Below are 14046 nucleotides of genomic sequence, written 5' to 3'. Positions count from 1 at the left end.
CGCGATGGACAACCGTCCATCGCGCCACCGGCCCCTTTGCATAGCTTCTTCCTGCCGGTGGCGGCCGTGCCGCCCGGCACACCAGGACGCCGACAGGGGAGGACGGGGGTGCACTCATGCGTATCGGACTGCTCACCGAGGGTGGCTACCCGGACGCGACCGGTGAGTCGCACGCGTGGTGCGACCGGCTCGTACGCGGGCTCACCGGCCATGACTTCGAGGTCTACGCCCTGAGCACCGACGCCCGCCAGGAAGCGCGGCCCCGGACCGCGCTGCCGGACCATGTACGCCTGGTACGCCGCGCCCCCCTGTGGGGCGACTTCCCCGCCGGGCACCGCCGGGCCGCCGGGGAGCGCAAGGGCCGCAGCCCCGGCCGCCGCGAACGGCGCCGCTTCGCCGAGCGGTTCGGCGATCTCGTGACGTCCTTCGCCACGGTGCCGGACGGGAGCGGGCCGGCCCGCGGCGCACCGTACGGGGACGCACCGGCCGGCGGTCCGCCGAGTGCCCCCGATACATCCGTGACCTGGAAGGCGGACCGTTTCGCCACCGGCCTCTACGGGCTCGCCGAACTCGCCAGGGAGCAGGGCGGACTGCCCGCGCTGCTGCACTCCGAGAGCGCCGTACGCGTCCTGGAAGCCGTCTGCCACGGCCCCCGCGCGCTGCCCGCCGCCCAGGGCGCGCAGGTCAACGATCTGCTGGCGGTCACCGACCGGCTCGAACGCGCGCTCCGGCCGCTGTCCCTGGACTGGTACGGCGACCGGCACACCCCCGGCCTCGGCGGAGTGGACCTCTGCCATGCCACCTCCGGCGGCGCGGCCGCCCTCCCGGGACTGCTGGCCAAGCGCTTCTTCGGCACTCCGCTCCTGGTCACCGAGTACGGCGTCCGGCTGCGCGAGCACTACCTGGCCCGCGCCGCCGCACCGCTGAGCGTGCCGGTACGCGCGCTGCTCGCCGCCTTCCACGGCGCGCTGGCCGCCGAGACCTACGCCCAGGCCGCGCTGATCACCCCCGGCAACACCCACGCCCGGCGCTGGCAGGAGCGCTGCGGCGCCGACCGTGCCCGGCTGCGCACGGTCTACCCGGGCATGGACGCCACCCCGTTCGCCGCGGTCGCGGACGCCGCCCCGGACGACTCCAAGACGCTGGTGTGGGTCGGCACGGTGGAGCCCGCGAAGGACCTCATCGCGCTGCTGCACGCCTTCGCCGAGATCCGCAAGGCCGAGCCCGCGGCGACGCTGCGGATCATCGGCGGGCCCGGCCGCGACCCCCGGGCGCCCGGATACCTCGCGCACTGCCGGGTGCTGGCCGCCCAGCTCTTCCCCGACGAGGCGGCCGACGCCCGCACCGTCGGCGAGAACCCGGTCAGCTTCGAGGAGATCGGCAGCCCCGACGTGCCGGACCTGGCGGACGCCTATGCCTCCAGTGCGGTGGTGGTGCTCTCCAGCGTCATCGAGGGCTTTCCCCGCTCCCTGGTGGAGGCGATGTTCTGCGGCCGCGCCACGGTGTCGACCGACACCGGCGCCGTCTGTGAAGTCATCGGCGGCACCGGTCTGGTCGTCCCGCCGCGCAACCCCCGCGCGCTGGCCGCGGCCTGCACGGCGCTGCTCGCCGACCCCGACCGCAGGGCCCGGCTGGGCGCGGCGGCCCGCGCCCGGGCGCTGGAGCTGTTCACCGTCGAGCAGAACATCGCGGCATTTCGTGGCATCTACCTGGAGCTGATCTCCCACGCCCCGGACCGGGCGGCCGCCTGCCGCACCCGGGACGCGCACGGGGTCCCGCGGCCCTTCGCCCGCCCCGCGGAGTCCCATGTCCCCGGCCGCTGGGCCGCGACCGGCACGGCCACCAGGGCGGTCACCGCGCCGGCCGGCCGGACGCCGAGCTGGGCGGCCTCCGGGACCGGGCCGCCCGCCGCGGTGCCGTCCGCCGCCCCGGGCGAGGCCGGGGGAGAGGGCGCTGTCCGGGAAAGGGAACAGGCCGTGAGACGGGACGACTCGGCGAACCACCAGGCGGGGCCGGTGCGAGGGAGAGAGCAATGGTGACCGGTGTGCTGGACGTGATGTGTGCGATGGGTGTCGTGGGTGTGGCGCTGGTGACGGGCATGGCGGATGTGGCGCACAGCGGCCGCTCCGCCGTCCCCGTCCGCGTCCGCCGGACCTCCCCGGGCCGCTCCGGCCGCCCGCCCCGCCGCCGTCACGGGTACCGCCGCCCCGGCCAGGACGGCTGCGCGTGGACGTGGGAGAGGGGGAACGGGTCATGACCACACCCGAAGGCGGCGCCGCCCCCGGTGCCGTGGAGACTCCGGGGGAGGCCCGCGCCGACCGGGCCGCGCCCCCGCGCAAGGAGGCCGCCGCCCGCCCCGCGCGCCGCGGCCCCGCCGACCCCGTACGGATGCTGATGCACCGGCACCAGGATCTGTGCGCGCACGCCGTCGACGCGCTGGAGATCGCCGCCGGCCTGGAGGCGCACGGTGTCACCGACCGTACGGCCGCACGCTTCCGGCACCGGGACGTCTTCTCGCTGGCCGAGGAGCTCTACGCCCGCGTGCCGCGCGCCGACCCGGCCGCCGTCCCCGGGGCCGGGCCGCCCCCGCACGCGACCGCACCCGCCCGGCGCTCCCGCACGGTGTGCGTCGCCCTGCACCTGCTCCCCGGCGCTGTCTGTGTCGCGGCCGCCGCCGCCCTCGCCTCGGTGACCACGGCGACTCCCGCCGTACGCACCGCCGTCGGCGCCTCCGGCCTCGTACTGCTCGCCCTCGCCGTCCGGCTGGGCGTACGGTCCGGGCCACTGCGGCTGCGCCATGGCACCGGGCCGCGCACCGCCGGCCTGTGGGCCGCCTGGACGGCCGGGTACGCGGTCTACGGCGACTGGCTGCTCGGACAGCTGCTGGCCGGCGGCCCCGACCTGCCCCCCACCGCGCCCCGGGCCGCCGTCGCCCCCGCCGTGGCACTCGCCTTCGCCCTCGCCCCCGCGGCCGGCTGCGCCCACTGGTTCACCGTGCGCGGACGACGTGTCCTGGCCGCCAGCCGCGGACTCGGAGAACTCGCCGCCCGGGTACGGCCGTTGCTGCTCGCCGTCACCCTGCTCTTCCTGGGCGCGCTCATCACGCTGCTCCTCGGCGCGGAAGCGGTGCTCGGCGGCGGCGACCCGCTCACCCTGGGGGCGGCGGGCGCGCTGGGGGTGCTGCTCTTCCTCGCCCGGCTGCTCGCCGTCCACGGCTTCCCCGAAGCCGCCGCGGCCGGCCTGGCCTCGGCCGCCGCCCTGGAAGCCGTCGCCCCGGCCCTGGTGCTGATCGCCCGGCTCCCCGGCGTGCCCCCGGTCGACGCCCCGGTCGCGGCGCTGGCCACCACGGTCGGACCGGCCGCGGTACCCGCCGTGGCCTGCACCGCCGCCGCCCTCGGCCTCCTCGTCCACGGCCTGCGGGCGCTCACCGGCGCCTGCGCCCACTGGCCCGCCCCCTCCGGACCGGCGGAGGCGCACCGGCCGTGACCCTCCGGACGACCACCGGCCCCCGATACCCCGCACCCCCACACGGGCACCCCACCACGCACCACCCCACGGAGCGGCACCCCGAAACGGCCGCTCCGGCCGCACCGCGGACCGCACCCCCCACGTGGCCCCCGCCCCCAGGGCGGACGCCGACCCCGCGGCCGAAGCCGACCCGCTTCCCTCAATCCGCCTTAGGAGCACGAGAGATGAACGTCCAGCCGACCACACGCCACGCGGACCGGGGGGTCGCACGATGAGGGTGCTGCTCATCGGCGCCAACGGCTACCTGGGCCGCTATGTCGCCGACCGCCTGCTCGCCGACCCCGCCGTCCAGCTCACCGCCCTCGGGCGGGGCGACGACGCCGACGTCCGCTTCGACCTGGCCACCGGAAGCCCCGGGGCGCTCACCCGCTTCCTCGACGCGGTCCACCCCGGTGTCGTCGTCAACTGCGCCGGGGCCACCCGGGGCGGCGCCCGCGAGCTGACCCGGCACAACACCGTCGCGGTCGCCACCATCTGCGAATCGCTGCGGCGCAGCAGCTGCGGCGCCCGGCTCGTCCACCTGGGCTGCGCCTCCGAGTACGGGCCCTCCCAGCCCGGCTCCTCCACCGCCGAGGACGCGGTCCCGCGCCCCGGCGGCCCGTACGGCGTCAGCAAACTCGCCGCCACCGAACTGGTCCTGGGCTCCGGGCTCGACGCCGTGGTGCTGCGGATCTTCTCGCCGGTCGGCCCCGGCACCCCCGCGGGCTCGCCGCTCGGCCGGCTCGCCGAGGCGATGCGCCGTGCCATGCAGTCCGGTGACAGCGAACTCAAGCTCGGCGGGCTCGGGGTGCAGCGGGACTTCGTCGATGTGCGCGATGTGGCGCGGGCGGTGCACGCCGCCTCGCTGTCGGCCGCGCAGGGCGTCGTCAACATCGGGACCGGCCGGGCCGTCCGGCTGCGGGAGGCCGCGTCGGTGCTCGCCCGGGTCGCGGGCTTCGGCGGCGCCCTGCACGAACTCGACTCCCCGCCCGCCCGGCTGGTCATCCCGGGCCCGTCCCCGGAGCACCCGGGGGCCGGCTCGCCGCCCGCCACCTACCCGTACCCGGACGGCTGCGGCACCTGGCAGCAGGCCGATGTGCGCACCGCCCGCGACCGGCTCGGCTGGCGCCCCCGGATCCAGCTGGAGGAGTCCCTCGCCGACATCTGGATGGAGGCCGCGTGTCGTATCTGAGACCGGTGTCCGCCTGGTGGGACGCGGGGGCAGAGGCGGCAGCGGGCGCCCGGTCGGCGAGCCGCGCTCCGAGGGGCCGGAGTGAGGACCGCCGGCCACCCTCCGGAGTGATTTCGTCACCTCGTTGACGGTGTGCGGCGGCCCCCTCCCGTCGAGGCGCTGCGGAGCGCCCGCCGGCAGGGGCGGGCACGGCGCACGTCATCGGCCGTCGTGACCGGCGCGGAGCGGCCGGGGCGGCACTGCCCGGCTACTGGGACGAATTCGTCTCGCGCATCGGAACAGGTGTCTCGGAATGAAGAAGGGCGTGGCAGTGTTACGGGAGTGCAAGCTCCCCCACTCCCGGCTCGGCTCGGGCGGGGGAACCCCATCAAGACCGACCAACGGAGTCCCCGTGTCGCTGCCACCCCTGGTCGAGCCCGCTTCCGAGCTCACCGTCGATGAGGTCCGCAGGTACTCCCGCCACCTGATCATCCCCGATGTCGGGATGGACGGGCAGAAGCGGCTGAAGAACGCCAAGGTGCTCTGCGTGGGCGCCGGTGGCCTGGGCTCGCCCGCGCTGATGTACCTGGCCGCGGCCGGTGTCGGCACCCTCGGCATCGTGGAGTTCGACGAGGTCGACGAGTCGAACCTCCAGCGCCAGATCATCCACAGCCAGGCGGACATCGGCCGCTCCAAGGCCGCGTCCGCCAAGGACACGGTGCTGGGCATCAACCCGTACGTCACGGTGAACCTGCACGAAGAGCGCCTGGACTCCACGAACGTCATGGAGCTCTTCGCGCAGTACGACCTGATCGTGGACGGCACCGACAACTTCGCCACCCGCTACCTGGTCAACGACGCCTGTGTGCTGCTGAACAAGCCGTACGTCTGGGGTTCGATCTACCGCTTCGACGGCCAGGCGTCGGTCTTCTGGAGCGAGCACGGCCCCTGCTACCGCTGCCTCTACCCGGAGCCCCCGCCGCCCGGCATGGTGCCCTCCTGTGCCGAGGGCGGCGTCCTGGGTGTGCTCTGCGCCTCCATCGGCTCCATCCAGGTCAACGAGGCCATCAAGCTGCTCGCCGGGATCGGCGACCCGCTCGTCGGCCGACTGATGATCTACGACGCACTGGAGATGACGTACCGTCAGGTCAAGGTCCGCAAGGACCCGGACTGCGCGGTCTGCGGCGAGAACCCGACCGTCACCGAGCTCATCGACTACGAGGCCTTCTGCGGCGTCGTGTCCGAGGAGGCCCAGGAGGCCGCGGCCGGCTCGACGATCACTCCCAAGCAGCTCAAGGAGTGGATCGACGGCGACGAGAAGATCGAGATCATCGACGTCCGCGAGCCGAACGAGTTCGAGATCGTCTCGATCCCCGGCGCCCGGCTGATCCCGAAGAACGAGTTCCTGATGGGCACCGCCCTCCAGGACCTCCCCCAGGACAAGAAGATCGTCCTGCACTGCAAGACGGGCGTCCGCTCCGCGGAGGTCCTGGCCGTCCTGAAGTCCGCGGGCTTCGCCGACGCCGTGCACGTGGGCGGCGGCGTCATCGGCTGGGTCAACACCGTCGAGCCGGAGAAGCCGGTCTACTGAGCTTTCCCGCACCACCCGAAAGGCGCCGGTCCGTGTTCCGCGGACCGGCGCCTTTCGCTGTGTACGGGAGGTGAGGCCGGCCCCCGCCGGGCGCCCGCGCTCAGATCTCGCCCTTGCGCGTCAGATACGTGAGGGCCAGCCAGCCCGGCAGCACCGGCAGCCAGAACACCATCAGCCGGAACAGCAGCACCGCAGGGAACGCCACGTCACCGGCGAGCCCGGCGACGGTCAGCGCACCGAACAGCGCGCCCTCGACGGCGCCCACACCGCCCGGCGTCGGCGCTGCCGACCCCAGCGCGTTACCCGCCAGGAAGGCCACCGCGATGCTCGCGTAGCTGATCGTGTCGCCGCCGCCGAAGGCCCGGATCGAGGCGTCCAGGCACATCACGTTCGCCGCCGTCAGCAGCAGCATCCCGCCGATACCGGTGGCCAGTTTTCCGGGCCGCTGGAGAATGTCCAGCATCCGGGGGACCACGCCCGCGAACAGCGACCGGACCCGCGTCGAGACGAACTTCCGCAGCGCCGGCACCGCCGTGACGATCAGCACCAGCACCGCCACCGTCAGCAGCCCGGCGATGACCGTACGGGACGGGGAGATGGTCGGGGTCCGTTCGGTGCCCGTCAGATAGCCGAAGATCAGCAGCAGCAGGATGTGGCTGCCCAGCCCGAACAGCTGGGAGGCGCCGACGCTCGCCACCGCCAGGCCGGGTCGGACCCCGGCGCGCTGAAGGAAGCGGGTGTTCAGCGCCACCCCGCCGATCGCCGCGGGCGCCACCAGCTTCACGAAGTTGCCCGCGATCTGCGCGATGACCGTCCTGACGAACGACACCTTCTCCGTGACGAACCCCAGCAGGCTCATCGCCGCTGCGATGTACGTCAGCGCCGAGAAGCCCACCGCGACCAGCACCCACATCCACTGGGCCTTGCTGATCAGATCGCTGAAGTTGAAGTGGGTCAGCTGGGACAGCAGCAGATAGACCGCGAACGCGCCGGCGATCCAGCTGATCAGGATCCGCGGGCTGAGCCGCTCCAGCTTCGCCGGCTCGATCACCGCGGCCGGGCGGATCAGCAGCACCTGCCGGCGGATCTGCGCCAGCAGATCCTCCTCGCGGGCCTCCTCGGTCGCCTCGTCCAGGGCCCGCTTCTCGGCGTTCTTCTCCGCGTGCCGCTCGGCCCGGAGCGTCTTGCGGTCCTTCGGGCCCGCCGCGTCCCGGGCCTCCCGCGCCTCCTTGGCGGCCTGCGACGCCTCCAGCACCGCCTCCCGCTCCCGCTTGCCCCGCTCCCGGGCCAGCTGGCGCAGCGTCGCGCGGGTGGTGCGGCTCAGCGCGATCGGCTGGAGCAGCGGCAGACTGTCGGCGACCGCGTCCGGGCCCAGCACCTCGACGGCCGCGGCCACCGCACGCTCGGCGCCGACCCGCAGCCCGCAGGTGGCCAGCAGCTGGGCGATGTCCATCCGCAGCACCAGATCACCGGCCGCGATCTCGCCGCCGCGCAGTTCGGTCAGCACGATGTCGCCGGCCCGGTCCACCAGCAGCGCGTCCCCGACCAGCCGCCGGTGCGCGATCCGCCGGGACTGCAGCGCCTCGACCTGCCGCCAGGCGCTGTGCATCAGCGCGTCGGTGATCTCCTCGTCGGCCAGCGAATCGAAACTGCGGCCCCCGATGTGCTCGTAGACCAGCATCACCGCGTCCGGGCCGAGTTCGGAGGTGGCGATCAGCTTGGGGGCGTGGGCGCCGGCCGCGATGGCCGCGTACGCCAGCAGCGCCTCCTGCTCCAGCGCCTGGCGCAGCGACTGGAGACTGCGGCGCTGATTGATGCCGCGCAGCGACAGCCGCCGCCACACGCGGTAGAAGAAGCCCTGCGCCTGCTGCTCGCGGTCGACGACGGTGACATCGATCGGCGGGCCGTCCTCCAGGGTGACGAGGTAACGGCGCCCGCGGTCGGCGTGCTCGGACTGCTCCGCGCCGGCCGAGTCCTCCGCGCGCAGCGCGGAAACCGGGTGGAAACCGACCCGGCGCAGCCCCGCGAGGAGGTTCTGGCCGGTGGGACGGACGTTGGGGGAGCCGACGGCGTAGAGGGTGCCGTAGGCGACGGTCCAGCCGATCAGCACGGTCGTGACGATCGCGAACGGGGTGGTGTACCGCCCGACCAGCACCGCGAACGAGTCCAGCAGCAGCACGCACCACATCGCGACCCGCCACCGGGGCCGCCGGGCCATGCCCACCGCCGTCATATAGGCGATCACGGGCGCCAGATAGCTGTGCACCGGAGCGGAGAGCGCGCCGTTGTCCAGGGTCTGGGTCAGTGCGTCCCGGATGGAGGGCGGGGCGGCCTCGGCCACCCACAGATCGGTGGCCAGCGACACCCCGTGGGCGAGGACGGCGGCGAGTACCCCGTCCGCGATCCGCAGCCCGTCCCGCTTGATCAGCCGCTCGACGGCGAACGCCACCGGCACGATCAGCACCGCGACGCTGGAGGTCAGCCCCGCCAGATTGATCAGCAGCGGGGGCGCCGCCTTCGCGCCGCTGCCGATGTCGTTCTCCAGGCCCTGGGTGGTGCCGTGGGCGAACGTGGCGAGCCCGAGGACGAGCGCGATCCCGGCGATGCCGAGCAGCAGCCGCATCAGGTCGGAGGGCCGGTGCACCCGCGCGGGCAGCAGCGGCTCGTCGCCGGAGACCCGGTCGACATGGAACTCGCCGTACTCGTCGGCGCTCAGATCGGCACGGTGCGAGCCCGTACGGGGCTTGCTCCGGGCCGCGCCGGACGGCTGCTCCTCGCCCTGGTCGTGCCGGACGTGCTCCTCCACTGGCTGCGTGCGCTCGCGCTCCTCCTCCTCCTGCCCCTCGGTGGGCTCGGGCTCCCTGGGCCCTTCCGGCCTCTGGGACGCCCCCGGTCGTTCGGCCTTCTCGATCGTGCTCGCCTTTTCGGTAGCGGAAGCCGTGGCCGGCTTCCGTTGGTGCTTCCCCTGTGGTGCCACCTGCTGCCGCTCGGTCCGCTCGGTCGCAGCGGACGGTCCGGGCGCGGTGCGGGCGGCGTCGACGGCCAGCGCCTCAGGGGCGCCCGCCTCCCGTGGAGGCGCTGCACCCTGCTGCTCGGCCGTCTCTTCTTGATCTCGTATCACCAGTCACCGTCCGGAAGATGGTGGCATGACCGACCGGTGGAGGAGGGCATCAGGGTGCATTTCGGGGGTGCGGGAAGCGGAACATCCTCCCCCGCAGCACGGCTGACGACGCCTTGCCGCCGACCTCCCCGGGGCACGGGACCCGGTGTCCGCTCCCATTGTCGGTGCCGTGCGGCAGGATGGACCGAATGAGTGGGACCGGAGATACCAGGGCGGGTGAGCTGCCGCCCTACGCGGAGCGGGTCCTCGCCGTCGCCGAGCTGATCCCGGCGGGCCGGGTGATGACGTACGGGGACGTCGCGGAGTGGCTCCGGGACGAGGAACCGCCCGCCGGGCTCCCCGATACGGGCGCCGGCGGGCCCCGCCAAGTGGGGCGGGTGATGGCGCTCTACGGCGGCGCGGTGCCCTGGTGGCGGGTGGTGCGCGCGGACGGCCGACTGCTGCCCGGCAGCGAACTGCGCGCACTGGCCCACTACCGGGAGGAAGGCACCCCTCTGCGCACCGCCGCGCAGGAGGCCGACGACCACATACCGCGGCTCGACATGCGGCGCGCCCGCTGGGACGGGCAACGGATCGACTAGCACCGGCGGCGGTGCGCGACGGCTCAGGGGACGCGCTGCGGCCCGGGCGCCGACTGGCGTAGCGTCGGGCACTGCCGTCACGACGACGGCCCCGCCGCGCACCCCGCGGCCGGACCGTCCCCCGAGCCGGCGGCCCGCCGCGCGGCGCTCCCCCGGAGCCCGCCCGGGGGGACCCCCTCGCACCACCCATGCACCACGAGCACCTCCTCAGGACCGGCGATCCACGTGAGTTCCTCCTTCTCGGCCGCCCCGCCGACGCAGCCCCACCGGGCGGCGCGGCGGGCTGCCGCCGGCGCGTACCGACTGGTGCGCACCCCGCCGGGGCGGGTGGCTCCTCCTGCTTTGGACGCAGCCCAGCGCGCCGTGGTTGACCACCGGCACGGGCCGCTGCTGGTACTGGCCGGTCCGGGCACCGGCAAAACCACCACCCTGGTGGAGTCGGTGGCCCGCCGGGTACGGGCCGGCGCCGACCCCGAGCGCATCCTCGTCCTCACCTTCAGCCGCAAGGCCGCCGTCGAACTCCGCGACCGGCTCGCGGCCCGGCTGGCCGTTCTGGAGGCACAGCCCGACGGGGCGCCCGCTACGGCCGGCGGCGCCCGCCGGTCGGGCATCCCGCAGGCGACGACCTTCCACTCCTTCTGCTACGCCCTGGTCCGCGCCCACCAGGACGCCGACCTCTTCGCCGACCCCGTGCGGCTGCTGTCCGGACCCGAGCAGGACCTCGTCGTCCGGGAGCTCCTCGAAGGGCAGGCGGAGCTGGCCGGTTCCGGCCGCGCCCAGGTGAGCTGGCCGGACGAACTGCGGGCCTGCCTGACCACCCGCGGCTTCGCCGACGAGGTCCGCGCGGTGCTCGCCCGCAGCCGCGAACTGGGCCTGGGCCCCGAGGCCCTCGGCGCCTTCGCCCGGCGCACCGGCCGCCCCGACTGGAGCGCCGCGGCCGCCTTCCTCGCCGAATACCTCGACGTGTTGGACGGCCAGGGCGTCCTGGACTACGCCGAGCTGGTGCACCGCGCCGTGCTGCTCGCCGGACAACCCGAGGTCGCGGCGCAGCTGGCCGGCGCCTATGACGCGGTCTACGTCGACGAGTACCAGGACACCGACGTCGCCCAGGTACGGCTGCTGCGCGCGCTCGCCGGCCACCACGGAGCCACCGGCACCCCCGGCTCCCCGGGCCGCACCCTCGTCGCCTTCGGCGACCCCGACCAGTCGATCTACGCCTTCCGGGGCGCCGACGTCAACGGCATCCTCGACTTCCCCGAGACCTTCCGGCGCGGCGACGGCACCCCCGCCCCGGTGGCCGTACTCCGCACCTCCCGGCGCTCCGGCGCCGCCCTGCTCGCGGCCACCCGGCTGGTCACCCGCCGGATGCCGCTCACCCGCCTGCCCGCCCAGAAGGTCCGCGCTCACCGCGAGCCCGCGCCCGTACGGGACGGCGGCCGCGCCGAGGTGTACACGTACCCGACACCCGGCGCCGAACTCGACAACATCGCCGACATCCTGCGGCGCGCCCACCTGGAGGACGGGGTGCCCTGGCACGAGATGGCCGTCCTCGTCCGTGCCGGCGGGCGCTCGCTCCCCGCCGTGCGCCGTGCGCTCACCTCCGCCGGGGTACCGCTCGACATCGACGGCGACGATCTGCCGCTGCGCCACGAACCCGCGGTCGCCCCCCTGTTGACGGCCCTCCGGGCGGCGGCCCGGGCGGCGCTCCGCCAGGAGCCGGACGACGGCGGGGCCGGTGACGGTGAGCCCGGCGGGGACGTGAACGCGTCCCCTGAGGCCGCACCCGAGGATCCCGCCGCCGCACCCGAGGAGGACGAGCCCGGCCCGGAGGATCCCGCCGCCGACGCCTCCACCCAGGCCGCCCCGGCCCCCGCCGCCCCCCGCTGGCTCGACGCCGAAACCGCGCTCGATCTGCTGGCCTCCCCTCTGGGCGGGATGGACTCCGCCGACCTGCGCCGCCTGGGCCGTGCCCTGCGGGAGGAGGAACGGGCCGCCGGACAACCACTGCCGCGGCCCTCCGACGAGCTGATCGCCCGGGCGCTCGCCGAACCCCAGCGCCTGGTGGCCCACGACCCCGCCTACGCGCGCGGCGCCCAGCGGCTGGGCCTGCTGCTGCGCAAGGCCCGCGAACTGCTCGCCGGCGGCGGCACCGCCGAGCAGGCGCTGTGGGAGCTGTGGGACGGCACCCCCTGGCCGCAGCGCCTGGAACGGGCCGCCCACCGCGGCGGCGCGGCCGGCCGCAACGCCGACCGGGACCTGGACGCCGTCGTCGCCCTGTTCGAGACCGCGGCCCGCGCCGAGGAACGCACCGGCGGCCGCGGCGCCCTCAACTTCCTGGAGGAACTCGACGCCCAGGACATCGCCGCCGACACCCTCACCCGCCGCGCGGTCCGCCCCGACGCCGTCCGGCTGATGACCGCCCACCGCGCCAAGGGCCTGGAATGGCGGCTCGTCGTCGTCGCCGGCGTCCAGGAAGGTCTCTGGCCCGACCTGCGCCGCCGCGGCTCGCTCCTGGAAGCCGACCGGATCGGCCGCGACGGCCTGGCCGAACCGCTCACCCCGGGCGCCCTGCTCGCCGAGGAACGCCGGCTGTTCTACGTGGCCACCACCCGCGCCCGTGACCGCCTGGTCGTCACCGCCGTGAAGGCCGCGGCCGACGACGGCGACCAGCCGTCCCGTTTCCTGACCGAGCTGGGCGTCACCCCCCAGGACGTCACCGGCCGCCCCCGCCGCCCCCTCTCGGTGGCCGCACTGGTCGCCGAACTGCGCGCCACCACCGTCGACCCCGCCGCCACCCCCGCGCTGCGCGAGGCCGCCGCCCAGCGGCTGGCCAAACTGGCGGCGCTGCACGACGACGACCACCACCCCCTGGTGCCGGCCGCCCACCCGGACAACTGGTGGGGCCTGCACGAGCCCACCCACAGCAGCGTCCCGCTGCGCGACCGCGACCGCCCCGTGGTCCTCTCCGGCAGCGCCCTCGACCAGCTCGCCAACACCTGTTCCCTCCAGTGGTTCCTGGGCCGCGAGGTCAAGGCGGACACCCCCGCCACCGCCGCCCAGGGCTTCGGCAACGTCGTCCATGTGCTCGCCGACGAGGTCGCCTCCGGCCGCACCCCCGCCGATCTGACCGTCCTCATGGCGCGCCTGGACTCCGTATGGGACGCCCTCGCCTTCGACGCCCCCTGGAAGTCACGCCAGGAAAAGGACCAGGCGCGGGCCGCCCTGGAACGCTTTCTGCGCTGGCACGTCATGGAACGCGAGACCCGCGGCCGGGACACCGTCGCCACCGAGCACGGCTTCGACCTCACCCTCCGGGCCGGCGCCCACGAGGTCCGTATCCGCGGCAGCATGGACCACGTCTCCCAGGACGCGCAGGGCCGGGCCTATGTCGTCGACTTCAAGACCGGCAAACAGAAGCCGACCGGCCCCGAGGTCGCCCGCCACCCCCAGCTCGCCGTCTACCAGCTCGCGGTGCGCGAAGGCGCCGTCGACGAGGTCTTCGACGGCCGCACCCCCGAACCGGGCGGCGCCGAACTGGTCCATCTGCGGCTGGGCGCCCCCCAGAAGGAAGGCGGCGACGCGATGCCCGCCGTCCAGGCGCAGCCGCCCCCGGACGGCGAATGGATCGGGGAGCTCCTGGCCACCGCCGCCGGCCGGGTGCTGGAGGAGCGGTTCACGCCCACCACCGGCACCCACTGCACCCACTGCACCTTCCGTGCCTCGTGCAGCGCCCAGCCGGAGGGCCGGCACGTCGTTGAGTGACCTTCCGCTGCGCTTGGGTGGCCCTCCCACGTTGTCGGCTTTCCCGCCGTGGGGGTTTGTCGCCGTTGCGCCTGCGGCGGGCGTGGTGTTGTCGGGTGCGGTGCCGCTCCTCCGGACTTCGTCCTGCGGCGCGGCCCCTCCCGTGTGTGGGTGGAAGAACCTGGGTGGGGGTGCACGTGATCGTTTACCCGCACCCCCGCCGGCCTTCACCTCTCCCCCCACGGGAGGGGACGGGCCGGAGGGGGGGGGGGGTGGGGGGGGGAGAGAAGAAGGGCCCCACCACTGACCCTCGGGGTCGCTCCCGTCCCCCCAC

The 14046-nt window shown here is 74.9% G+C and carries 8 protein-coding genes; 7 read left to right on the top strand and 1 reads right to left on the bottom strand.

Annotated elements, in window-relative coordinates; translation table 11 throughout:
* Nucleotides 1–116: 116 nt before the first annotated feature.
* The 5 genes from ACZ4XD_RS21630 to moeZ all read left to right on the top strand — a co-directional run bounded on the left by ACZ4XD_RS21630 (nt 117) and on the right by moeZ (nt 6269).
* Entirely contained in the window at nt 117–2039 is a 1923-nt protein-coding gene (locus ACZ4XD_RS21630; protein ID WP_468044366.1) for a DUF3492 domain-containing protein, read from the top strand.
* Nucleotides 2033–2257, top strand: coding sequence for a hypothetical protein (locus ACZ4XD_RS21625; protein WP_468044364.1), 225 nt, complete (start codon nt 2033–2035; stop codon nt 2255–2257). The genes ACZ4XD_RS21630 and ACZ4XD_RS21625 overlap by 7 nt, the downstream gene beginning before the upstream one ends.
* Nucleotides 2254–3486 carry a hypothetical protein gene (locus ACZ4XD_RS21620; RefSeq protein WP_468044362.1) on the top strand — a complete coding sequence of 411 codons (1233 nt, stop codon included), beginning with the start codon at nt 2254–2256 and terminating at the stop codon, nt 3484–3486. The genes ACZ4XD_RS21625 and ACZ4XD_RS21620 overlap by 4 nt, the downstream gene beginning before the upstream one ends.
* Nucleotides 3487–3739: 253 nt before the next feature.
* Nucleotides 3740–4699 carry an NAD-dependent epimerase/dehydratase family protein gene (locus tag ACZ4XD_RS21615; protein ID WP_042148342.1) on the top strand — a complete coding sequence of 320 codons (960 nt, stop codon included), beginning with the start codon at nt 3740–3742 and terminating at the stop codon, nt 4697–4699.
* Nucleotides 4700–5090: 391 nt separating this feature from the next.
* Complete coding sequence (gene moeZ / locus ACZ4XD_RS21610; protein ID WP_042148345.1) at nt 5091–6269, top strand: adenylyltransferase/sulfurtransferase MoeZ; 1179 nt, start codon at nt 5091–5093, stop codon at nt 6267–6269.
* A 100-nt stretch (nt 6270–6369) separates the two neighbouring features.
* On the opposite strand, the gene ACZ4XD_RS21605 is transcribed toward moeZ, so the two are convergent.
* Nucleotides 6370–9390: a lysylphosphatidylglycerol synthase transmembrane domain-containing protein gene (locus ACZ4XD_RS21605; RefSeq protein ID WP_468044359.1), complete on the bottom strand. Its 3021-nt coding sequence runs from the start codon at nt 9388–9390 to the stop codon at nt 6370–6372.
* Between the two features lie 188 nt (nt 9391–9578).
* On the opposite strand from ACZ4XD_RS21605, the gene ACZ4XD_RS21600 reads away from it, so the two are divergent.
* A complete protein-coding gene (locus tag ACZ4XD_RS21600; protein WP_468044357.1) occupies nt 9579–9971 on the top strand; it encodes an MGMT family protein in 393 nt (130 codons plus the stop codon).
* Nucleotides 9972–10196: 225 nt separating this feature from the next.
* The gene (locus tag ACZ4XD_RS21595; RefSeq protein ID WP_468044355.1) at nt 10197–13733 is read left to right on the top strand and encodes an ATP-dependent helicase; all 3537 of its coding nucleotides are present in this window, start codon (nt 10197–10199) and stop codon (nt 13731–13733) included.
* Nucleotides 13734–14046 lie beyond the last annotated feature (313 nt).

Source organism: Streptomyces sp. NPDC029466, assembly GCF_055574515.1.
This window is presented reverse-complemented; position numbering and strand designations above follow the sequence as displayed.

What these genes read in the sequence shown, in the direction of transcription:
- ACZ4XD_RS21630 (WP_468044366.1), top strand. Translation starts at nt 117, where the DNA reads ATGCGTATCGGACTGCTCACCGAGGGTGGCTACCCGGACGCGACCGGT.
- ACZ4XD_RS21625 (WP_468044364.1), top strand. Translation starts at nt 2,033, where the DNA reads ATGGTGACCGGTGTGCTGGACGTGATGTGTGCGATGGGTGTCGTGGGT.
- ACZ4XD_RS21620 (WP_468044362.1), top strand. Translation starts at nt 2,254, where the DNA reads ATGACCACACCCGAAGGCGGCGCCGCCCCCGGTGCCGTGGAGACTCCG.
- ACZ4XD_RS21615 (WP_042148342.1), top strand. Translation starts at nt 3,740, where the DNA reads ATGAGGGTGCTGCTCATCGGCGCCAACGGCTACCTGGGCCGCTATGTC.
- ACZ4XD_RS21600 (WP_468044357.1), top strand. Translation starts at nt 9,579, where the DNA reads ATGAGTGGGACCGGAGATACCAGGGCGGGTGAGCTGCCGCCCTACGCG.